The sequence below is a fragment of the Paenibacillus prosopidis genome, from assembly GCF_003337375.1.
GTDB classification, from domain to species: Bacteria; Bacillota; Bacilli; order Paenibacillales; family Paenibacillaceae; genus Pristimantibacillus; species Pristimantibacillus prosopidis.
Map to the genome: position 1 here is coordinate 317,833 of NZ_QPJD01000007.1, position 19,481 is coordinate 337,313.

General features: G+C 45.9%; 24 protein-coding genes and 1 other RNA gene. 13 read left to right on the forward strand and 12 right to left on the reverse strand.

Features of this window, described 5'->3' with window-relative positions; genetic code table 11:
* Positions 1–140: 140 nt before the first annotated feature.
* Together DFP97_RS13325 and DFP97_RS30745 are read right to left on the reverse strand one after the other, a co-directional pair.
* On the reverse strand, positions 141–365 hold the full coding sequence (locus DFP97_RS13325; RefSeq protein WP_114380491.1) for a hypothetical protein: 225 nt from the start codon (positions 363–365) through the stop codon (positions 141–143).
* Positions 366–414: 49 nt separating this feature from the next.
* Entirely contained in the window at positions 415–579 is a 165-nt protein-coding gene (locus tag DFP97_RS30745; protein WP_181873504.1) for a hypothetical protein, read from the reverse strand.
* A 135-nt stretch (positions 580–714) separates the two neighbouring features.
* Here DFP97_RS30745 and DFP97_RS13330 point away from each other — a divergent pair, with 135 nt between their 5' ends.
* The 3 genes from DFP97_RS13330 to DFP97_RS13340 are packed head-to-tail and all read left to right on the forward strand — an operon-like array spanning position 715 to position 1,775.
* Entirely contained in the window at positions 715–1,089 is a 375-nt protein-coding gene (locus DFP97_RS13330) for a hypothetical protein (RefSeq protein WP_114380493.1), read from the forward strand.
* Positions 1,090–1,115: 26 nt separating this feature from the next.
* Positions 1,116–1,400 carry a ferritin-like domain-containing protein gene (locus DFP97_RS13335; RefSeq protein WP_114380495.1) on the forward strand — a complete coding sequence of 95 codons (285 nt, stop codon included), beginning with the start codon at positions 1,116–1,118 and terminating at the stop codon, positions 1,398–1,400.
* A gap of 18 nt (positions 1,401–1,418) precedes the next feature.
* Entirely contained in the window at positions 1,419–1,775 is a 357-nt protein-coding gene (locus tag DFP97_RS13340) for a spore coat protein (RefSeq protein ID WP_114380497.1), read from the forward strand.
* A gap of 69 nt (positions 1,776–1,844) precedes the next feature.
* Here DFP97_RS13340 and glgD read toward each other — a convergent pair whose 3' ends face one another.
* The 5 genes from glgD to DFP97_RS13365 form a co-directional block, all read right to left on the reverse strand.
* Positions 1,845–2,957, reverse strand: a complete 1,113-nt coding sequence (gene glgD / locus DFP97_RS13345) for a glucose-1-phosphate adenylyltransferase subunit GlgD (RefSeq protein WP_114380499.1) — start codon at positions 2,955–2,957, stop codon at positions 1,845–1,847.
* Positions 2,958–2,968: 11 nt separating this feature from the next.
* Positions 2,969–4,117 carry a glucose-1-phosphate adenylyltransferase gene (locus DFP97_RS13350; protein ID WP_114380501.1) on the reverse strand — a complete coding sequence of 383 codons (1,149 nt, stop codon included), beginning with the start codon at positions 4,115–4,117 and terminating at the stop codon, positions 2,969–2,971.
* A gap of 251 nt (positions 4,118–4,368) precedes the next feature.
* On the reverse strand, positions 4,369–4,671 hold the full coding sequence (locus tag DFP97_RS13355; RefSeq protein WP_181873505.1) for a DUF3846 domain-containing protein: 303 nt from the start codon (positions 4,669–4,671) through the stop codon (positions 4,369–4,371).
* Positions 4,672–4,768: 97 nt separating this feature from the next.
* Complete coding sequence (locus DFP97_RS13360; protein WP_114380506.1) at positions 4,769–4,981, reverse strand: TM2 domain-containing protein; 213 nt, start codon at positions 4,979–4,981, stop codon at positions 4,769–4,771.
* A gap of 135 nt (positions 4,982–5,116) precedes the next feature.
* The gene (locus tag DFP97_RS13365) at positions 5,117–5,791 is read right to left on the reverse strand and encodes a hypothetical protein (protein ID WP_114380507.1); all 675 of its coding nucleotides are present in this window, start codon (positions 5,789–5,791) and stop codon (positions 5,117–5,119) included.
* 211 nt (positions 5,792–6,002) lie between these two features.
* Between DFP97_RS13365 and DFP97_RS13370 the strand changes: the two genes are divergently transcribed.
* The 7 genes from DFP97_RS13370 to DFP97_RS13395 all read left to right on the forward strand — a co-directional run bounded on the left by DFP97_RS13370 (position 6,003) and on the right by DFP97_RS13395 (position 14,119).
* Positions 6,003–8,114 carry a sensor histidine kinase gene (locus tag DFP97_RS13370; RefSeq protein ID WP_245976192.1) on the forward strand — a complete coding sequence of 704 codons (2,112 nt, stop codon included), beginning with the start codon at positions 6,003–6,005 and terminating at the stop codon, positions 8,112–8,114.
* A complete protein-coding gene (locus tag DFP97_RS31515) occupies positions 8,111–8,515 on the forward strand; it encodes a response regulator (RefSeq protein WP_245976194.1) in 405 nt (134 codons plus the stop codon). Before DFP97_RS13370 ends, DFP97_RS31515 begins: the two co-directional genes overlap by 4 nt.
* Positions 8,512–8,763, forward strand: a complete 252-nt coding sequence (locus tag DFP97_RS31520) for a response regulator transcription factor (protein WP_245976196.1) — start codon at positions 8,512–8,514, stop codon at positions 8,761–8,763. Before DFP97_RS31515 ends, DFP97_RS31520 begins: the two co-directional genes overlap by 4 nt.
* 236 nt (positions 8,764–8,999) lie before the next feature.
* Positions 9,000–9,554, forward strand: coding sequence for a CBO0543 family protein (locus DFP97_RS13380; RefSeq protein ID WP_114380510.1), 555 nt, complete (start codon positions 9,000–9,002; stop codon positions 9,552–9,554).
* Positions 9,555–9,675: 121 nt separating this feature from the next.
* Positions 9,676–12,747 carry a DNA polymerase III subunit alpha gene (locus tag DFP97_RS13385; protein ID WP_114380512.1) on the forward strand — a complete coding sequence of 1,024 codons (3,072 nt, stop codon included), beginning with the start codon at positions 9,676–9,678 and terminating at the stop codon, positions 12,745–12,747.
* 2 nt (positions 12,748–12,749) lie between these two features.
* A complete protein-coding gene (locus DFP97_RS13390; RefSeq protein ID WP_114380514.1) occupies positions 12,750–13,535 on the forward strand; it encodes a DUF72 domain-containing protein in 786 nt (261 codons plus the stop codon).
* Positions 13,532–14,119: a uracil-DNA glycosylase gene (locus DFP97_RS13395; protein WP_114380516.1), complete on the forward strand. Its 588-nt coding sequence runs from the start codon at positions 13,532–13,534 to the stop codon at positions 14,117–14,119. Before DFP97_RS13390 ends, DFP97_RS13395 begins: the two co-directional genes overlap by 4 nt.
* A gap of 259 nt (positions 14,120–14,378) precedes the next feature.
* Here DFP97_RS13395 and DFP97_RS13400 read toward each other — a convergent pair whose 3' ends face one another.
* The gene (locus DFP97_RS13400; protein WP_114380518.1) at positions 14,379–15,212 is read right to left on the reverse strand and encodes an SDR family oxidoreductase; all 834 of its coding nucleotides are present in this window, start codon (positions 15,210–15,212) and stop codon (positions 14,379–14,381) included.
* 176 nt (positions 15,213–15,388) lie between these two features.
* Here DFP97_RS13400 and DFP97_RS13405 point away from each other — a divergent pair, with 176 nt between their 5' ends.
* Together DFP97_RS13405 and DFP97_RS13410 are read left to right on the forward strand one after the other, a co-directional pair.
* On the forward strand, positions 15,389–15,613 hold the full coding sequence (locus DFP97_RS13405) for a transcriptional regulator (protein WP_114380520.1): 225 nt from the start codon (positions 15,389–15,391) through the stop codon (positions 15,611–15,613).
* A gap of 128 nt (positions 15,614–15,741) precedes the next feature.
* On the forward strand, positions 15,742–15,927 hold the full coding sequence (locus tag DFP97_RS13410; protein ID WP_114380522.1) for a hypothetical protein: 186 nt from the start codon (positions 15,742–15,744) through the stop codon (positions 15,925–15,927).
* A 267-nt stretch (positions 15,928–16,194) separates the two neighbouring features.
* Here DFP97_RS13410 and DFP97_RS31915 read toward each other — a convergent pair whose 3' ends face one another.
* Positions 16,195–16,488, reverse strand: a complete 294-nt coding sequence (locus DFP97_RS31915) for a cold-shock protein (RefSeq protein ID WP_281270968.1) — start codon at positions 16,486–16,488, stop codon at positions 16,195–16,197.
* Between the two features lie 49 nt (positions 16,489–16,537).
* A complete protein-coding gene (locus tag DFP97_RS13420; RefSeq protein ID WP_114380526.1) occupies positions 16,538–16,738 on the reverse strand; it encodes a cold-shock protein in 201 nt (66 codons plus the stop codon).
* Positions 16,739–17,115: 377 nt separating this feature from the next.
* On the opposite strand from DFP97_RS13420, the gene DFP97_RS13425 reads away from it, so the two are divergent.
* Complete coding sequence (locus DFP97_RS13425) at positions 17,116–18,153, forward strand: alpha/beta hydrolase (RefSeq protein ID WP_245976198.1); 1,038 nt, start codon at positions 17,116–17,118, stop codon at positions 18,151–18,153.
* 96 nt (positions 18,154–18,249) lie between these two features.
* Here the strand turns inward: DFP97_RS13425 and ssrA are convergent.
* Positions 18,250–18,615, reverse strand: a transfer-messenger RNA (tmRNA) gene (gene ssrA, locus DFP97_RS13430).
* A gap of 270 nt (positions 18,616–18,885) precedes the next feature.
* Positions 18,886–19,365: an SsrA-binding protein SmpB gene (smpB, locus tag DFP97_RS13435; protein ID WP_114380648.1), complete on the reverse strand. Its 480-nt coding sequence runs from the start codon at positions 19,363–19,365 to the stop codon at positions 18,886–18,888.
* Between the last annotated feature and the right edge of the window lie 116 nt (positions 19,366–19,481).

Genomic DNA, 19,481 nt, shown 5'->3' on the forward strand with positions numbered 1-19,481 from the left:
AGCTCCTTAAAGCAGAAGGTTTAAAATAATCATACCACCACATTAACCAACGCAACAGCATTACTTATTTACATCTCGTGGAAATTGATAGTTAGTCACATATAAAAAAGACACCCTTACAGGTGTCTTCTTCTCTCTGCTTATTCAAGCTCGCGGCATTGTTCTTCGTCGCCCGAAAGTTCCTCTTCCGAGCCGAATTCGGTACCTTCCAGGTCCTGTCTTTCAATATGGCCTTTGACCGCCGCGATCGCATCAACGTCCGGATCTTTGATTGGTTCATTTCCGTCTTCGACGATGCGGGATTCATCATAGCGTTCATTACGGCTCGTTACGGGCACATATTTTTCCAATTCCCTGTCATTCATTTGAGTTTCAATCCTTTGTATTCAATTGATGTTTTTATGCCACCGGCAATTATTCTTCATTGGTTGCTGTTCTTTGGTTTTGTTGAAATGCTTCAGCCGCTTCCTCAGCGGGCTCTACGGCAAACTCCGTATCCTCTTGATTTGCCGCAGGCATTTTATTCAATTTGGTCGTCTGCACTTCTGCTTTAGACGCTTGGTTATGCTGCTCTGCCATGGATAACACCCCCTTTACCTATAAAAGCAGACCCATGTAGATTGCGTTTTTTTCTTGAATTATATTCAAATCATGCATAGTTATGTTGGACGAAGTTCAAGCTATTGAGGAATTTGAGAATGGGAGGTAAGATGAATGGCTGAGAAAAATATACTTGCTTTCTTCAACAGTCCCGAACAGGCGAAGGAAGCACTGCAGCAGCTTCAGGGGTTGAATCTTATTGATACATCCATTGACCGGGTTAACGCCTACCCCGGTAGCGGAAGCGATCATATTTCGAACCCGATAACCGGGGATGTTCCAAGCCTCGGTTATCTAACCTTAGGCGGCGATTTCAACGACCGGGATGCCGGAGTATTAGCTGCCGCCAGCGTTAGTGCTAGCGGCATGAGCGCAGGAGGGCCCGACAATAAAGTTACCGGAAAAGACACCGTTCTTACGATCGTTATCGATGAAGCCGATTTCGAACAAGCGTTAAAGACGGTTCAGAATGCCGGAGCTCTCGTTTAATATATTGAATAAAGGAGATAAATGACATGCAGCAAAATCAAGCTCAGGGCCAACAACAGCAGCAAGCTGTCATGATGCAGCCGCCGCAAGTGATTACGACGAAAGACTACCAATTTTTAAAGGACCAATTGTCGTGGGAGCTCTTAGCCATGAAAAAGTGCCGGCACTACGCTCAAGAAAGCACCAATCCCGAAATAAAACAAGCCATCGACAAAGCGGGACAAATGCATCAACGGCATTACCAACTATTGTTAAAGCACTTGCAAAACAACAATATAGAGGAAATGAAAAAAGTTCCGCAAATCCAATAGTAAAAGGAGGATCCTCAAATGAATCAAAATCAAGCTTCGCAAGCGATTCAAAATCCAAAACCGTCTAATGAGCCTCAGGTTAAAGGTCCGGAAATGAATGACCGCGACCGTGTCAATGACATTTTGGCAACGGAAAAGTACTTAACCGACAGCTTTAACATATCGGCAAGAGAGGCAAGTCATTCTTATCTGCACCAAGATATTATGACGATTTTGAACGAGACGCATCAGTGCCAATATGAATTTTTCGAATTGATGTTTAAGCAGGGCCACTATAAATTAGAGGCGGAGCAGCAGCAGAAGCTTGATCAAGCGTACCAGCAGTTCAATAACTATTCATCTCAGTTCCCTTACCAGAACACCACACTTCAATAGTGCAGCACCAGGACAATCACAATTTTCCGCAAAAAAGGCACCTCATAAGGTGCCTTTTTCCTGATTTATTTAAATCCTGCTTTTCTTAGTGAAAACCGTAGGCGACATTTCATCCCCTTCCAGCTTGTTACCGCTTGTGACATATACCTCTTTATCTAGAATGACGTGATCCAGAGTAGTATCCTCCTCGATCACGCATTTCTGCATCAGAATGCTGTTCCTGACAACCGCCCCTTTTCCGATTCGGACCCCCCGGAACAAAATGCTGTTTTCCACGGTTCCCTCAATGATACAGCCGTTTGCCACCTGTGAATTTGTCACGTTGGCGCTCTGGGCGTATCTGGCGGGCGGTTCGTCCTTAATTTTGGTGTAAATCAAGCCAGGCTGGTAGAAGAGAGACTGCCATACCTCAGGATTCAATAGTTCCTTGCTGTATTTATAATAATTTTGGACGGAATTGATGATGGCTAAATATCCTTTATATTCGTAGCCGTATACTTTCAATTCGTTCAGATTCCGGATTATTACATGCCGCACCAAATCGTAGTAGTTTTGATTCACGCTTTTTTTGACCAAATCAATCAGCAGCTCTTTCTTAATGATGATCATTCGCATGTACACTTTGTTGCTTTTTTTCGTCAGCCGGTTCTCTGTCATGCGTTCGACCCGTCCATTCTCGGCTATATCCAACGTAATAAGGTTAGAGAAATCCCCGCTTTCATCGTCCATTTCCTTGTAGATGACGGTGATATCCGCATTTGTCCTTTGGTGGTTCTCCACCGCTTCGGTATAGTTGATATTGCAGATCATGTGACTGCTTGAAACGACTACGAATTCTTCAATGCTCCGTTCAAAATATTCAAGAGAACCATAAAAATTTTGCAAATCGCCGTTAAAGCCCGGGGCATGACTGTTGTTGGGAGGCAAAATGAACAGCCCACGGTATTTTCTATCCAAATCCCATTCTTTTCCGGATCCCAAATGGTCGATGATGGAACGGTAATTGTTGTGGGCGAGTACCGCCACATTGTTAATTCCTGAATTCACCATATTGGACAATACGAAGTCAATCAGGCGGTATCTGCCTCCGAAGGGTACCGTCGCAGTGGCCCGTGAGTACGTCAGCTCATGCAAGAGCGGCTGGTTGATACTTAGATTAATGACACCTAACACATTATTCATCGCAATCACTCCTATACCATTTGAGAAGAAATGACCATGTTCTCGCCGATTAAGGTGATTTCCGCCGATTCGTCCGCGCTCCCCACATGGGCGCCGTCTTGGATGACGGTACCCGAGCCGATTATGGCCTTGCGGATCGTGACGTTCTTCCCGATTTGAGCGTATGGCATGATGACCGAATCTTTGACTAGGCTTCCCTCACCGACATGAACGCCGTAAAACAGAACGGAATGATCCACTTCCCCAAATACCATACATCCTTCATTCACCAGGGAACCTGTAACTTTGCCGGTAGAAGCGATATGATGCGGCGGCTTGTTCGGGTTTTTCGCGTAAATCCGCCATTTGCTGTCATGAAGCGTAAAGGGCGGGTTTTCCAAAAGCAGATCCATATGCGCTTCCCAAAGACTTTCAACGGTTCCGACATCCTTCCAATATCCGTTAAAACGGTAGGCATAAAGCGATTTACAGCTATCCAGCATCGATGGAATGATGTCCTTGCCGAAGTCATTGCTTGATGCCGGATTTTGCGCATCGGCGATTAAGTTCCTTTTTAACACGTCCCAGGTAAAGATATAGATTCCCATCGAAGCAAGATTATTTTTCGGTTGCTTCGGTTTCTCCTCGAACTCTATAATCCGGTCGTCTTTGTCCACATCCATAATGCCGAACCGACTGGCTTCTTGTATCGGCACTTCAATAACCGCAATGGTGGCGTCGGCGTTTGTTTCCTTGTGCTGCTGCAGCATGAGGGCATAATTCATTTTATATACATGATCGCCGGAAATGACCAGCACATATTCAGGATCGTATTGTTCGAGATAATGAATATTCTGGTAGATAGCGTGCGCCGTTCCTTTATACCAACTGCCGCCTCTTTGTTCCATAAAAGGGGGAAGCACAGTGACCCCGCCGTTTTTCCGGTCCAAATCCCATGAACTGCCGATTCCTATGTAGGAATTCAGTACCATCGGCTGATACTGGGTCAGTACCCCAACCGTATGAATTCCTGAATTACTGCAATTGCTCAAGGTGAAATCGATAATCCGGTATTTACCTCCAAAGGGCACAGCAGGCTTTGCCAGCTTTGTCGTCAGATGGCTTAGTCTTTTACCTTCACCGCCTGCAAGCAGCATAGCTACACATTCTTTTTTCTGCATTCGGCTCTCACCTCTCTGTTAGAAACTTTCGCCGTCCTCAAGAAAATGAATCCGCTTTCAAAAATCTTTGTTTAAATGACAACCTCCTCTTAGTAGAAAGAATATTCAGATAATTTATGCGATATGTCATTTTCACCTCTCCCTTTAATATATATGTTATTAGATATGAAAGCGTATACATTTATGTAAAAATATGATACCTCGTTGGTATAGGGATGTCAACAAAAGTTGGAATTTTTGTATACTCAATCCTATTGAGTTCGAATGAATGTATTCATAATGAACTGGATATCATTTTCATCTATCCCTATATTTCTCCCCTCTCGTTCCACCTTTGCTATGACGAAGGGCCCCTTAATTATCCCTTGCGCAAAATGCGGATTAACAGCCAGATCTTGCTTATTTCCATCCTGGTTGCAATATAATACGAAATGGCTGCCTAACTGAACACATTCGAGTGCACCGCCGATAAGTTCGCTTATCTCCGTCTTACTCTCGGTTACCGTATTAATCTTTAATTTTTCTCCCGGAACAGCAACAAGCACTTTCGGCATTCTGATCTCTCCTCTAAAGATGATGATTACAATTAGCATTTCCTGATTCTTAAAATTGTACCAAAAAAAAGAGCCCCAATGAGCTCTTTCTCGTTGTTTATGCGGTGATTCTTCTGCCTTCACTGTCGGTAAACTTGCCGATTACAATCATAATGAAGTCAATTAAAGCCCATACTCCCAATCCGCCAAATGTAATTATTTGCAATATACCTGTACCGATTTTCCCCACATAAAACCTGTGGATTCCAATACTCCCTAAAAAGAAACACAATAGTATGGCAGCAATAAATGATTTTGGACTTTTTTCCACGTGTCATTCCCCCAATAGATAGTGATCTACACACTATTATTGTATCGGTATCGTACATTCAAAATTTTAGTTCTTTTGAAGGATACATGGGATAAGTAGAAGCGAATGTGAATAGGACTTAAAGCGCAGTGCCATTCATGCGGTGAACGATGCCGGAGGCTGCTCCCTCTTTTCGAACGCCAACATGGCGCCGAACGCTCCGAATAACAGATAAATATAACCGAATGAGATGGTAAAGACCCGCAGGTGCATGAAGAAGAATCCGGTAATGCACACAACCAATACGACCAAAGTAAAGATGCCCAGGGCTTTTGGAAAAACACGCGCCTTAAGCGTTGAAAGTCCCAGAATCAACAGTCCGAGCATCAGAAACGGAACGATCGGAACGAATACAAGCATGCTGAGCGGAAAAGCTGTCGGATCCATATTCGTAATCTGGTCAGACACCACTTTGAGCTGTTCCTCCGTTTCGATGTCTCCGAATAGAATCGGATAGGCAATAATTTGTACAGGACCATGGAAAATTTCGAGCATTAGTCCGATAAATAACAGAGGGAGTGCCGCCCATCCCCACTTGGGAAGTTTACCGGCTTGACGCAGGAAGATCGCCGTCAGCCCTAACAGAAGAAACGTTGACGCATAAGCCAGAAGGACGTGAGTATTGACGGCCGTCTTCAAAAACTCCGGCAGATGGCCTAAAGATTCCGGTACGTCCTCCAGATGGACAATCTGCCCGGTGAAGCCCATAATGCCTGCAATCAGCAGCAACCAACCGCTTATTCTTAATAAACCTTGTGGAACCTGCAACATATTTAACTACCTCCTTGGTTAATGTCTAAAGGAATCATATCAACTCCGGCATTCCCAAAGGTAGAGCGAGAAATTCCCTGGATTCGGGAAATAAATAGGAACATCCTGACAAGCTTCTTGGTTTACGAAGTATATGGCCAATGTTATACTTTTTCCAAAACATCTCATATAACCGGGAGTGATTGATATAACCCTTATGAAGGGATTTCGCTTGTTTGTCATCTTGATCTGTCTTGAATGTGTCAGTTTATTCATCGTCGGCATCCCGGAGTTTTATAAGGAAATCCGGGACCATTGCATCGACCAAGCCTGTAAGTCCTTCAATAATCCGCCGCCAGGTTCGGCATGGCTCGCAGAGCAAGGCATACTCCCAGGACAATACGCGCTTGCGTATACTGTCCTTTATATCCTGGTGGGAGGGGTGTTCATTTCTACGGCAGGAATCCTGTTTATAAAAAACTCCCGAAGCCTTATGGGGTTATTCGGCACGCTCATGCTGGTGCTGCTTGGAATTACCTTTACACCTATTCTGGATGGGCTTAGGGATAACCATTGGCTGCTCGATATCCTTTTACGTGTGAATACGGCCCTTGGCTTTACGGCATTTCTATTGTTTTTCTTTGTCTTTCCAACCGGCCGCTTTGCGCCTCTATGGACGCCATACCTCCTTGCCGGCATCCTGACCGTCGGCATTCCGCATTTTCTTTTCCCCGGGAGTAAGGCGGATTTGCAAATGTGGTCCCCATGGGCATTCCTCCCATGGGTCGGCTCGTGGATGATCAGTATTCTTTATGTACAAGTGTATCGCTATCGAAAATTGCTGAGTCCGTTAGAACGGCAGCAGACCAAATGGGTAGTGTACGGAGTCGCGCTGGCCATCATGGGGTTATTAAGCTTTACCGTATTGTTCCTCACCAGGCTGGATGCTTTCTCGGCCAATCCCTACGGCATGTTCTTCCTGGAAGTCGGCATTCAATCCAGTATGCTGGTCATCCCCATTGCACTTAGCATCGCCATCCTGCGCAGCAGGCTTTGGGATATCGATCCGCTGGTCAACCGGACTATTGTATACGGGATCCTCACGATCAGCGTGATCGCGTTGTATACCTTATCCGTATGGTATTTGGGAAAGGCATTTCAGACCAGCCAATGGTGGACCTCGTTGATAGCCACGAGCATCGTAGCCGTATCGTTCACTCCTCTGAAGGAAAAGGTGCAGCGTTGGATTAATAAACTCATGTACGGAGATACGGGCGATCCGTATTCGGTATTGGTGCGTTTGGGGAAAAGCTTGGAGGAGCCGCTGTCTTCCGAGGCCGCCCTTGAAGCCGTCGTGAAAACCATTCGGGCTGCCCTACGCTTGCCTTATGCGGCTATATCCTTGTACAGGAACGGGGAACTCGCTATCGTTGCCGAGGACGGCGAACATGCGGAGGGTAGCTATCGGAAGGCGCTGATTCATCGCGGCGAAATGCTGGGCTATTTGCATGCGGCTCCCCGCTCCGCGGGAGAAACCTTCACCGCTTCAGACCTTAAGCTGCTGGATATGCTTGTTCGGCAAGCCGGCGTCGTGGTTGAGAATGTTCGGGTGACCTTTGATCTAAAGCTTACGGCTGCGGCTTTGCAGGAATCCCGCGAGCAATTAATTGTAGCAAGAGAAGAAGAACGCAAGAGACTGCGTCGTGATCTCCATGATGACATGGCCCCCCGCCTGGCCGCGATCGCATTGACGGCAGCGGCCGCCGAAGACCTGCTGGAGAAAGATCCTGCGACGACCAAAACCATTCTCACCGAGCTGCGATCGGTTATTCGGGCGACTGTAACCGATATTCGCGAGATGGTCTATAACATGCGCCCTCCGGCGCTGGACGAATTGGGACTCATCAGCTCTATCCGTGAACGCGTTCGAGAGATCGGATCACCTGTGTCAACGCTTAATATCGATTTGGACGTTCCCCATTCGCTGCCGCCGCTCCCGGCAGCTGTCGAAGTAGCAGCCTATCGCATCATTACCGAAGCCATGGTCAATGTATTACGTCATTCACATGCCCAGCACTGCACAGTCAAGCTGTCCACTGTCACTTCTTCGAATAGCGAAGCAGCGGATCGCGTTGAAGGTTTGCTGCTCGAAATCGCTGACGATGGGGACGGCGTGCAGCCGGGTCCCGATAATCACCGTTCTGGGGGAATCGGGCTTTCTTCGATGAGAGAACGGGCAGAAGAATTAGGGGGGTATTGCAAGATCGAGCAAAAACGGCCAAGGGGAACCGTCATTCGTGCTTATCTCCCTATCTTATTCCGGTTAAAGGAAGGAAACCTATGAAGAAACTGAGAATCTTGATTGCGGATGATCATCCGCTCTTTCGACACGGTGTGAGTACATTGCTTTTGACGATACCCGATATGGAGGTCGCAGGGGAAGCAACATCAGGGGAAGAGGCGGTCTCCATGGCCGAACGCCTAATTCCTGACGTCATTCTCATGGATATCCGGATGCCGGGTCTTAACGGTATTGAAGCTACGCAGCGAATCAACAAATCCATGCCTTCCATTAACATCCTCATCCTCACCATGTTTCAGGATGATGCCTCTGTTTTTACGGCCATGCGCAGCGGTGCGAAGGGATACGTGCTAAGGATGCGGACAAAGACGAACTGCTCCATGCCATTCGGGCAGTCGGCAGCGGCCAAGCGATCTTTAGCAGCGGCATCGCCTCCAAAATGATGGAATACTTCGCCGCTACCCGTCCTGCAGCAAGTGAGGTTTGGTTTCCGGCACTCTCCACAAGAGAACGCGAGGTCATCTACCTCATGGCCGAAGGACTCAGCAACTCTGATATCGCCGGCAAACTAAGCCTAAGCGGCAAAACCGTGGCCAATTACATCACCAATATCCTGAACAAGCTCCATGTCGCCGACAGGGAAGAGGCTATCCGCCTCGCTAAGGAATCGAGGTTAAGCGAGGAAGGGTAACTGAGCGTATTCCGCACTCAGGATTGTCCCCTATTTCCCCCGCCAAAACAAGAAGAACTGACATATGCGGTCAGTTCTTTTTTTCTTGACTTGGCAAATCCACAATCCGCCGCTATTCCATCTTTCACGTACATAACGACAACTATTTCTGACTTAATTCTAAGAAATCCGGGTATTTTATTGATATTCCAACAATTATAGACCGATTCGCAAGCCTTCAAAAAGGGGATTCGAATATGAAAGATAATGAGTTTTTGGATAAAGTTAAACAAATCTACATGAAAGATTCCGAAGCAAACATGCAATACATTTCCCTCTGGACCGAGGAAATCGTATTTTCTTGGAGATGGTGGGTAAGCGTCGTACTCACCTTTTTGCCGTGGATATTATGGGCCATTTTCCGTAAAAAGGACAGCTCTGCCCGTTTAATGGGTGTCGGTTTTTTCACCATGTTTCTGACCGCCTGGATGGACTTTATAGGAGTAGATCTCGGCTTGTGGTATTACCCGATCGATACGATCCCGTTCGTTCCCTCGTACATTCCTTATGATTTTTGCGTTCTTCCGGTTATGGTTATGTTCTTGATCCAGTACAAGCCCCGCTTCTCTCCGTTTTGGAAGGCTGTTTTTTTTGCCATCGGCAATACCATTATCGCGGAGCCTTTATTGGAATATTTGGAGTTCTATGAGGAAAATAGTTGGAGCCCTCTGTTCTCGATACCGATTTATTTCAGCATTTACCTCTTGGCGTCATGGCTGAGCAGTAGAAAAAGTTATGAACCTATAGCCTAACGTTATACCTGTTTCTAAGCAATAAGTAACAAAATATAAACGGAAACATCCTCCAATAGACAACGGTCATTCTCTCCCGGTATGATGGAACAAATGTTCCTATACGTAAGAGGTGGCTATCATGAAAGAATCCGATACAAACTTCGTTCATCTGCATGTTCATACGGAATACAGCTTGATGGAAGCGGTATGCCGGTTGGATGACCTGATACAATCGGCCAAATCGTGGAACATGGAGGCGCTTGCGATCACCGATAAGGGCGCAATCCACGGGGCGATCCGATTTCGCGAGCTGGCCGAACAATACGGGATCCATCCGATTATCGGCTGTGAAATAGAAGACGGCGATGCGGGAGATTCTCTCATTGTTTTGGCCGCTACGAATCAAGGCTACCAGCAGATCATCGAGCATTTGAACATCGGGTCATTCCTTTCGCCGGCTTCCCATGGGGATATTATCGCCCTGAGCGGCGGCAGAACGGGAGCCATTCATCGTCTGATCGCAAGCGGTCGGATGGATCAGGCTGAGAAGATAGCACTTCAATATGTGAAGCGGTTTGGCAAGGAAAACTTCTATCTCGAGGTACAGAATCACGGATTTCCGGACGACGATGTTTGTATCGAGCGTACGGTTCAGCTTTCCCGCCGTACGGGAATTCCGATAGTAGCGACCCACGACGTCCATTACCTCGTTCCCGAAGACGCTTCATTGCTTCCTCTGCTGCAGCATGGAAAACCTCAGCAGCGTTCTGCTTCACCGTCTATGACAGGACCTTTTCACCTCCCTTCCCAGCTCGAAATGCAGGCGAAATTCAGTCATCTTCCTGATGCTTTAGAAAATACGGTTCGAATTGCCCAGCGAATCCGGTTTCATCTGGAATCGGGAGAATACAGGCTTCCAAGCTTTCCCGGTTCAAAAGGAACGGAAGCGGCAGAACAGCCGCGAAGCTCGAATGATGTGTTACGCCATTTGTGCCGGGAAGGTTTGCAAATCCGTCTTGACTCCCGATCTCTCATAGATACGGAACGGCAGAGAATCACAGAGCGAATGAATCGGGAGCTTGAGGTCATTACGAGGCGCGGATTATCCGATTATTTTCTGATCGTGTGGGATATTGTAAAGGCGGCGCGCAACCTTGGTATTCCCATTGGACCGGGGAGAGGCTCCGCCGCCGGCTGTTTGGTGGCCTATTTACTAGGAATTACGGAAGTAAACCCGCTGCTCTACGGCCTATCATTCGAACGTTTTTTGAGTCCGGATCGTCCCTCTTTGCCTGATATCGATTTGGACGTCTGCCAAAGAAGAAGACATGAGATTCTGCAATACATCAAAGAAAAGTACGGATCAAACCGGATTGCGCATATCGGCGTGCTGAACACGTACGGCACACGGGGTGCTGTCCGGGAAGCCGGGACCTATTTGGGAATGCCAAAGAAGCAAATCGACGTACTTGCCAAACTGATGACCTCTTTTTCCGGAAAAGGCGGAATCCGCCACTGTCTGCAGACACTTCCGGAATTGCAAAAGCTGCCGGTCCATAAGGAACCGTTCCGATCGCTTTTTCAACTGGCCGAACGCATCGAAGGATTGCCCCACTATCATTCTGCTCACCCTTCAGGCATTTTGCTCGGGGATGAACAATTATTCCGGACGATTCCTTTAAACCCGAGGCCTAATGGGGACCCGATGACTACGTTCACCAAAGAAGATATTAAGGTGCTCGGCTTATTAAAAATCGACCTGCTCGGCTTGCGGAATCTGACGGTCATTCACGATACGCTGGCTGCGATTCGCGAACGGACCGGCACGAGCATTGAAGTGAATCAAATCCCTCTTGACGATACCGAAACGTTCCGAACGATAGGCAGCGGAAATACGCTCGGATGCTTTCAGCTGGAAAGCATGGGGATCCGCCATTTAATGCGCAGGATGCAGCCATGCTCCATTAGCGATCTGGCCGACCTACTCGCCTTGTATCGGCCCGGTGCATGGAACGTAGGGATCGTGGAAACGTATTTACGCCGGCGCAGGGGAGAAGAAAAATTCGAGATTGCGTTAACCGAAATGGCGCCCATTCTTTCTCCGACGTACGGCTTGATCCTGTATCAGGAGCAAGTCATGGCAATTGCTCATGAAGTGGCCGGATATTCCATGGGCGAAGCCGATTCTCTCAGACGGGCGCTTTCGACAAAATCGGTTGAGGCCCTGTCGCTCCACCAGGAGCGTTTTTTTAAAGGGGCGGCGGCTCGGGGCGTGGCGGAAAAAGAAGCTCTTGCTGTATTCGATTTTTTGGTCCGGTTTGCCGGCTACAGCTTTAACAAAGCCCATAGTGTCTCCTATGCTTATCTGTCCTACTGGACGGTATATTTGAAAACGCATTATCCTAAAGAATTTATGGCCTCCTTGCTCAGCGGGGAGGGAGGATATTATGACAAAAAGGTGTATCTAAGGGAGCTCTCCAAACTCAGAATCCCGCTTCTTGGTCCCGATATCAACCGCAGCGGGTTCGGATTTCATGTCGATGACGAGGGCATCCGCATGGGCATTGATTCAATCCATGGCTCAGGGCCGGAGTCAGTCATGTCTTTGCTCCGTTCCCGAAGCCGCGACGGAGATTTTCGTACTTTTACAGAATTCGTCACTCGGATGAGAAAGCATCGGATCAAACGGCCCATATTAGAAGCCTGGATTGCTTCGGGAGCCTGCGACCGTTTGTTCGGCAATCGACGGCAGATGATCGCGGCTTTGCACAATTTGACGACAGCCGAAGATCTCGGCGTTATCGAGCTCGAAACGATATCCGACTTCACTGAATCGGAAAAAAGAAAAGCGGAAAAAGCGCTGCTCGGCTTATCGCTGCATTCTTCCGTATCCGAGAAATGGAAGGCGTTTTCACAGTGTTTCAATGTTGTTCCGATCGAAGCGTTGTCCCGCTCCCGCGATAATACCCGGGTACGTATTTGCGGAACGATCATCCACAGCAGGCGGCAGCCTACAACCGACGGAGAATACGTGTTGGTGCTCGTCATTCAAGATCATACCGACATGATCGAAACGGTTTTGTACCCCGGCACTTACAAATCTTTCTTATATCAGCTGAATCCTCCGGGCATATTAATCGAAGGCATCATCCGGATGCAGGATTCGAAGATGCATATGGTTGCGAAAAAAATCAAGGCGCTTGGAGGATGATTATGCTACTGATCGGAACGGCCGGATACAGCTATGAGGATTGGCGGGGAAATTTTTACCCGGAAGATTTGGACAAAAAAGAAATGCTGGCGTTTTATGCCCGGGAATTTCCGTTTACCGAGGTGAACTCCTCTTTTTACGCCATGCCTAACCGGTTTATGCTGTATCACATGCGGGAGAAAACGCCAGAGCACTTTCAATTCGTCATGAAAGCATACCGGGGGATGACGCACAAGCGGGAGGATAACGAACAGCATTTCATCGATTTTAAGGAAGCGCTGAAACCATTAATCGAAGCAGGAAGGCTCGGGTGCGTGCTCGCCCAGTTTCCGACCAGCTTCCGGAACCGTGACGAAAACCGGGATTACTTGAAGGAGTTCAAGGAAATGATCGGAGATATTCCGGTCGTCATCGAATTCCGCCACGAAGAATGGATCAACGATCAAATTTTCGACCTGCTTGAACAAGAAGAACTCGGATATGTTTGCGTCGATGAGCCGCAGTTCAAAACGCTCGTTCCGCCAGTCGTCAGGGCAACCAGCCGGATCGGCTATGTCCGGTTCCACGGCCGGAATTACAAAAAGTGGTGGCAGCACAAAGAGGCCTATGAACGTTACGATTATTTGTACAACGCAAACGAATTGAATGAATGGGTACCGAACATTCGCAAACTTGTAGAGAAAACAGAAAAAACGTTCATCAGCATGAACAACCACTACCGGGCACAGGCTGTAATCAACGGGCAGATGCTTCGGGAGATGCTGGAGAAGGAGCTCGCTTCCATATGACCATCGAAACGGTTTTTCACCAGGATTTGCAATCGATCGAAGATTTGAAAGCCTTGCATGCCTTCTGTTTGCGTTCCTTTTTACCCGATCAGGGAGAGCTGCTTGTGTTCGGTGAAGGACCGGACCAGGCCCGGCTGCTAATCATCGGTGAGGCTCCCGGAGAACATGAAGCTGAGACCGGCCGACCTTTTGTCGGCAATGCAGGAAGATTGCTGAACAAATATTTGCTGAAGGCGGACATTCACAGAGAGAAGGCTTATCTTACGAACGTGATCAAAGTAAGGCCTCCGGGCAACCGGACGCCGCGTATCTCGGAGGTAAAAGAAGCGTTGCCGGTTTTGCTCCGGCAAATTGAGCTGGTCCGTCCGGCGATCATCGTCTGCCTCGGGAGCATAGCTGTACAGGCCGTCATCGATCGAAAGGCGAAAATTACAGAGATTCGAGGGGATTGGCAAGAGAAGGACGGGATCCGTATCATGCCTGCCTATCATCCATCCGCCGTTTTCCGTGATGAAAACAAAAGGGAGCTGCTGAAGCAGGATCTCTCCGAAGTCGGAACCGCTTTGAGATTATTGGAAAAATAAAGCTGCCGGGCAGGGTTGTACTCCTGCCTGCTATTTATTATACAGGCGCGGAAATATGGGGAATCATTTCTCGCTTTTATCTGCGAAAACCGTGAATTAAAAGGCATATACCTATCAGTGTGTTTATAAAAGTTGAAGTACTACATAATCGCCCTGAAAATGTAAAAAGATCGCCTCATGAGGCGCTCTTCATGATATATGGTTGTAGGAGTCTAACCCCTGTCCGAAAATCATGCCAAATAGGCTTCTACGCATGTATTTACACATTTGGTTTACCGATTAATTCCATGCTTTTATTCCAAAGCTTCAATGCCAAAGACTCATCGTCTGCAATTGCAGTCGTTTTTACCCTTTTACAATTTACAAAAAAACCACCGCTAACTCCCTCTACGTCTTTTGAAGCGGCAAGATAAACTGTTGTTTCTGCGCCTTTCTCAGGGGAAACTGAAAATAAATTGGATACCTTCCGAAGAACCCATGGCATATTGTTCAGTAAGTTTGATTTTACAATACCAGGATGAAGGCTGTTTACCGTTACGCCAGAACCATCAAGCCTTTTGGCAAGTTCCTTTGTAAATAACACGAGTGCCAGTTTAGTAGGACCCACAGCTTTAATTACTGAATATTTCTTCGTCATCATTAAATCATCATAGTTTATGGTTATACCGCTATGTTTAGAGGCAACGTTAATAATTCGAGATGGAGCGCTGGATTTAAGTAGATCAATTAATAAATCGGTAAGTAAAAAATGAGACAAATAGTTTATAGCGAAGGTTGATTCAATCCCTTCCTCGGTTTCGGTGCGATTCGGTAGAAAAACCGCCGCATTATTAATTAATACATGCAAACTGTTGTATTTACTCTTGAATTCTTGTACCGCATTACGAACTGATTTTTGAGAAGCTAGGTCTGCCACTAGTAAATCTATATTTGTATTGCCACTTAGTGATATAATATCCTTTACAGCTTGTTCTCCTCGTTCTTTACTACGGCTTAATATAACTACAGAAGCTCCCTTTATAGCTAGCTGGGTAGCCGCCGCCTTGCCAATTCCAGAGTTTCCTCCTGTAATTAAACATATTTTATTTTTCATGGTCAACCTCTCCTCAAATCAATATCTTATAACCGACTCTAGACTTTCATTGATATTAGGTCAAGATAGTATTCACAGATTGATCTCGGGCATTCGTTAAGTTAGTACAAGTTTACACTTTTTAGTGTATAATCTCCTGACAATTTGACCAAGCTAGTGATAGAGGTGAATTGGTCATGTTTGGAATCGGGAAAAAGCGTACGCCTTTTGGAGAATGGCTCGATAGAAAAGGCATCCCCCAAGAATGGATCGTGAAAGAAACAAAGCTGAATAAATTCACAATAAGCAAATTAGCGAATAAAACGGATCACATACCAAGCGGGCGAACCATGAAGAAAATCTTACAAGCCCTAAGGAAAATTGACCCGAACATCAAGCAAGACGATTTTTGGAGTATGTAAGCGGCACCAGTTATTCAACTACGTGGTACGTCATGGCAGCAGAGGAGTGAGTGTAAAGTGATGCATTAACCACATTTCCAGAACATAATATTTAAGTATAAAAGCGCTTTCAAAAAGGAGCTGACTACATGTTCAACCCTGAAGAATGGACAAAACTATTCATGGACATTCAAGGTAAGTCCAGGGCCATTTACATCAATGAACATACGGGACTTTCCAAATTACGAGTTACCTTTACCAAAGAGCAGCAGATGGCGCTAGATGGTACAAGTGTGAATACAGGCGGTCCATTATTACAGAATAGAGGTGAATAATATAATACAAAAGCAAACGATCGTTGAGAAAATAAAAGTAACAATCATTCATAACCGTCAAAATTTTCTTCTGTGGGTAAAAACGGGAGACAATAGGTACTTAAATTTAATTAATAAGAAAGCGTAAGGTCAATTTAAACGACATCCTTTTTTTGTTTTCAATTGAACGCAAAAAGAGCACCTAATACAGTGCTCTTTCTCATGGTTTGTAGGAGGCGAGGGGATTTGAACCCCTGTCCGAAAATCACGCCACACAGGCTTCATATACTACGAAATTGCACCTGTTCGTTGATTCTTCCTGTGTAATTTTATTTGCTGATCCGACGAGATTAATATCGGCAGGTTTTTTTTGCTGCTGATCATGGACGACTTGCACTGCGAGCATATTGGAATTTCTTTGAACGAGAAACTGTTCCTTATCCAACCGTTGCAATCTTCTTTCATACAGGACCAGATATTGGTCATTTCTTCAGGCAAATTTTCTAGCGGTCTATTCCAAGAATAACGCAATGGACTTTCCCCCTTAGAAAAATCTTCTTCTTTATAAACCTTTATAAGCACCTCTTCGATAAAAAAATCCCCAAACAATGGTTTGGGGATTTTAACTTATCTACAGTTTTACGACATTTTCTGCTTGCTGTCCTCGGTTGCCTTGGACCACGTTAAATTCCACTTTTTGGCCTTCATCAAGCGATTTAAAACCATCTCCTGCAATCGCGCTGAAATGCACGAATACGTCTTCGCCACCTTCAACCTCGATAAAACCAAAGCCTTTTTCTGCGTTAAACCATTTCACAGTTCCTGTTTGCATAGAAACACCTCCTAATTTTACATGAGCTTTCTTATTCGGTTACAAATAAAAAATTCACATATTGCACAAGGTTAGTAGTAATTAAAATAATAACCCTCTGCAATATGTGAATTTCAGGTCAAATTCCAATATACTTATTATACCTCACATTATCATTAATAGCAAATTTTACTTTTTTACGACTCGTATACGCAAAAGAGACACCTCGCTAGGTGTCTCTTCTCATAGTTTTGGTGGAGGCGAGGGGATTTGAACCCCTGTCTGAAAATCACGCCACACAGGCTTCTACGGGTGTAGTACAGTTTTGATGTCACCCGAGCAGCGCCCCGTATGGTAAAATAGTCCTGACCATAAATATAATAAGGATGGTGTGCGATTTGAAGTTGCTCTCGAGAAAGAGAGAATTTGAAATATCAGGAACTGGAATCAGTACAGTTGAGATATTGAACATTGGCGGGATTGAACAATCGATTTTAATTCAAGCCGAACATATCGATAAACCTGTACTTCTATTCATACATGGTGGTCCAAGCATGCCGCTGCCAGGTGTAAGCTGTAGATCTCGGGATTATACGGTGGCAACTACCACTAAGGAACTCATTCAACATTATGTACTTGTTTTTTGGGACCAGAGAGGAACAGGGAAGTCATATCACCCAAGCATCCCCAAAGAATCAATAAAACTATCTCAGTTCATTTCTGACGCAGAGGAGCTTGTAGATTATCTCAGGAAACGTTTTAACCAAGATAAAATAGTCATTGCTGCACATTCGTGGGGAAGCATTATCGGTCTATCTCTTACAGCAAAAATTCCCGATAAATTACATGCTTACATAGGAATTTCTCAGATTGTAGATTGGCCTGAAAACGACCGATTATGTCGGGAATGGGCAATAAACGAGGCAAAAAAGAGAGGACACAAAAAAGCTGTTGATGAATTGACTCGATTAGGAGAACCACCCTATATCGAAAGCTTCAAGCAATGGGGCCAGCTGAGAAAGTGGTTAATGAAATTTAATTCGATGATCTATAAAGATAAAGAGATTCAACCTCCCAGCCTTTTGGACGCTGTAAAGATTATGCTTCACTCGCCTGATTATACGCTTAAGGACATTTATAATTCATTTTATAAAGGCTTCATATTTTCTTTCACTCAACAAATGATCGAAGATTTTTCTACAGTTAACTTTATAAAGTCCTCTAAAAAAATCGATATACCTATCTACTTTATTCATGGTCGTAAAGATGTTCATGTTTACGGCAACCTCGTTCAAACATACTTTGATCATTTGAATGCGACGAAATCAAAACATTTGTTCTGGGTCGAGAAGTCTTCGCATATGTTTCACCCTGATGATGCAAAAGAGATTGAAAATATACTGATCAAGCATGTAGGTGCTGCTATAGGCCAATAAGATACAACTTTGTCCTCTTCGGACTGGTAATGTTTACTCCCTAGCTTCTCCTAGCATGCAAAAACCCCAACCTCTTGCGGTCGGGGTTTTACATATTGGTGGAGGCGAGGGGATTTGAACCCCTGTCCGAAAATCACGCCACACAGGCTTCTACGGGTGTAGTCACAGTTTTGATGTCACCCGAGCAGCGCCCCGTAACCGGCTATGCTTTGGGTCAGCCTGATTATCTTCTTCCGTCGACCCCAGGCGGAGACCGAAGCGGCGTATCCCACTACTTGTTAGCCCCTAGTCTAGTCACATGGGCGATGCTAGGTAGGAGCACGCTAACAGGTTATTAAGCTGCTACAGCGTAAGTGTTTTGTTGTTTGCCGTTTAATAGGCTTTAGCGTTGATGAAGCGGACGACTCCCCGCTACCCGCAACCCGCGCTCGTACAATCCCCGTCGAATCCATAAACGCCCCCATTTTTGCATAAACAGCCAGCTGTAGATCTACACTACTGACGAGTATAAGATCGACACTAACGTTTAGCTTGAATGAAGCTTTAGGATTAAGGCGCAGCAAACGTCAGATCAATGAATCTGCCGGCTGTTCCGAGTGTAAAGCGTGAATGCATTTATACATTCTTGTTTGTCTTGCCGTTGCTACTGCCTTAGTATATCACGAATGGACAGCTACTGTGTACATTTGTTATTGGCAGCGATGGATGGATACATCCATGGAAATCAGAAGTTTAACGAGCGACCTTCTGCTTCTCCCTGAGCGCTCTCTGGATATCGCGCTGAGCGTCGCGCTTAGCTGCTGTATCCCTTTTGTCGTACTGCTTCTTACCTTTACCTAGTCCGATGAGAAGCTTCGCATATCCGTTGCGCACATATATCTTCAAAGGCACAATCGCATATCCTTCCTGCTTGGATAATCCGAGCAGCTTGTGAATTTGAGTCTTATGCAGCAGAAGCTTGCGAGGACGAGTCGGATCAGTCGGATTATGAATGTTACCCTGTTCGAATGGGCTAATATGCATATTGTGGATAAAAATCTCCCCGTTACGAATCGTTGCAAAAGCATCGCTTATGTTCGCCCTGCCGTTCCGTAGGGACTTAATTTCCGTACCCATCAGCACCATGCCAGCTTCGAACGTATCTTCGATGAAGTAGTCATGGGAAGCCTTCTTGTTCTGGGCGAGCTGCTTGCCGTCACTTTTCTTTCCCACGCTGGTCACCTCGACATTATTACGATAAAATGGTTGTTGCACGGTATACAGGAATTCATTGTAACAACTTTAAGTACGGAAATCAAGGCGGAAAGTCAAAGCCTACTCATGTTCAA

Bases quoted from the DNA above. Each gene is read 5' to 3' on its own strand.
- DFP97_RS13325 (WP_114380491.1), bottom strand. From the start codon at position 365: ATGAATGACAGGGAATTGGAAAAATATGTGCCCGTAACGAGCCGTAAT.
- DFP97_RS30745 (WP_181873504.1), bottom strand. From the start codon at position 579: ATGGCAGAGCAGCATAACCAAGCGTCTAAAGCAGAAGTGCAGACGACC.
- DFP97_RS13330 (WP_114380493.1), top strand. From the start codon at position 715: ATGGCTGAGAAAAATATACTTGCTTTCTTCAACAGTCCCGAACAGGCG.
- DFP97_RS13335 (WP_114380495.1), top strand. From the start codon at position 1,116: ATGCAGCAAAATCAAGCTCAGGGCCAACAACAGCAGCAAGCTGTCATG.
- DFP97_RS13340 (WP_114380497.1), top strand. From the start codon at position 1,419: ATGAATCAAAATCAAGCTTCGCAAGCGATTCAAAATCCAAAACCGTCT.
- glgD (WP_114380499.1), bottom strand. From the start codon at position 2,957: ATGAATAATGTGTTAGGTGTCATTAATCTAAGTATCAACCAGCCGCTC.
- DFP97_RS13350 (WP_114380501.1), bottom strand. From the start codon at position 4,117: ATGCAGAAAAAAGAATGTGTAGCTATGCTGCTTGCAGGCGGTGAAGGT.
- DFP97_RS13355 (WP_181873505.1), bottom strand. From the start codon at position 4,671: ATGCCGAAAGTGCTTGTTGCTGTTCCGGGAGAAAAATTAAAGATTAAT.
- DFP97_RS13365 (WP_114380507.1), bottom strand. From the start codon at position 5,791: ATGTTGCAGGTTCCACAAGGTTTATTAAGAATAAGCGGTTGGTTGCTG.
- DFP97_RS31515 (WP_245976194.1), top strand. From the start codon at position 8,111: ATGAAGAAACTGAGAATCTTGATTGCGGATGATCATCCGCTCTTTCGA.
- DFP97_RS31520 (WP_245976196.1), top strand. From the start codon at position 8,512: ATGATGGAATACTTCGCCGCTACCCGTCCTGCAGCAAGTGAGGTTTGG.
- DFP97_RS13380 (WP_114380510.1), top strand. From the start codon at position 9,000: ATGAAAGATAATGAGTTTTTGGATAAAGTTAAACAAATCTACATGAAA.
- DFP97_RS13385 (WP_114380512.1), top strand. From the start codon at position 9,676: ATGAAAGAATCCGATACAAACTTCGTTCATCTGCATGTTCATACGGAA.
- DFP97_RS13390 (WP_114380514.1), top strand. From the start codon at position 12,750: ATGCTACTGATCGGAACGGCCGGATACAGCTATGAGGATTGGCGGGGA.
- DFP97_RS13395 (WP_114380516.1), top strand. From the start codon at position 13,532: ATGACCATCGAAACGGTTTTTCACCAGGATTTGCAATCGATCGAAGAT.
- DFP97_RS13400 (WP_114380518.1), bottom strand. From the start codon at position 15,212: ATGAAAAATAAAATATGTTTAATTACAGGAGGAAACTCTGGAATTGGC.
- DFP97_RS13405 (WP_114380520.1), top strand. From the start codon at position 15,389: ATGTTTGGAATCGGGAAAAAGCGTACGCCTTTTGGAGAATGGCTCGAT.
- DFP97_RS13410 (WP_114380522.1), top strand. From the start codon at position 15,742: ATGTTCAACCCTGAAGAATGGACAAAACTATTCATGGACATTCAAGGT.
- DFP97_RS13420 (WP_114380526.1), bottom strand. From the start codon at position 16,738: ATGCAAACAGGAACTGTGAAATGGTTTAACGCAGAAAAAGGCTTTGGT.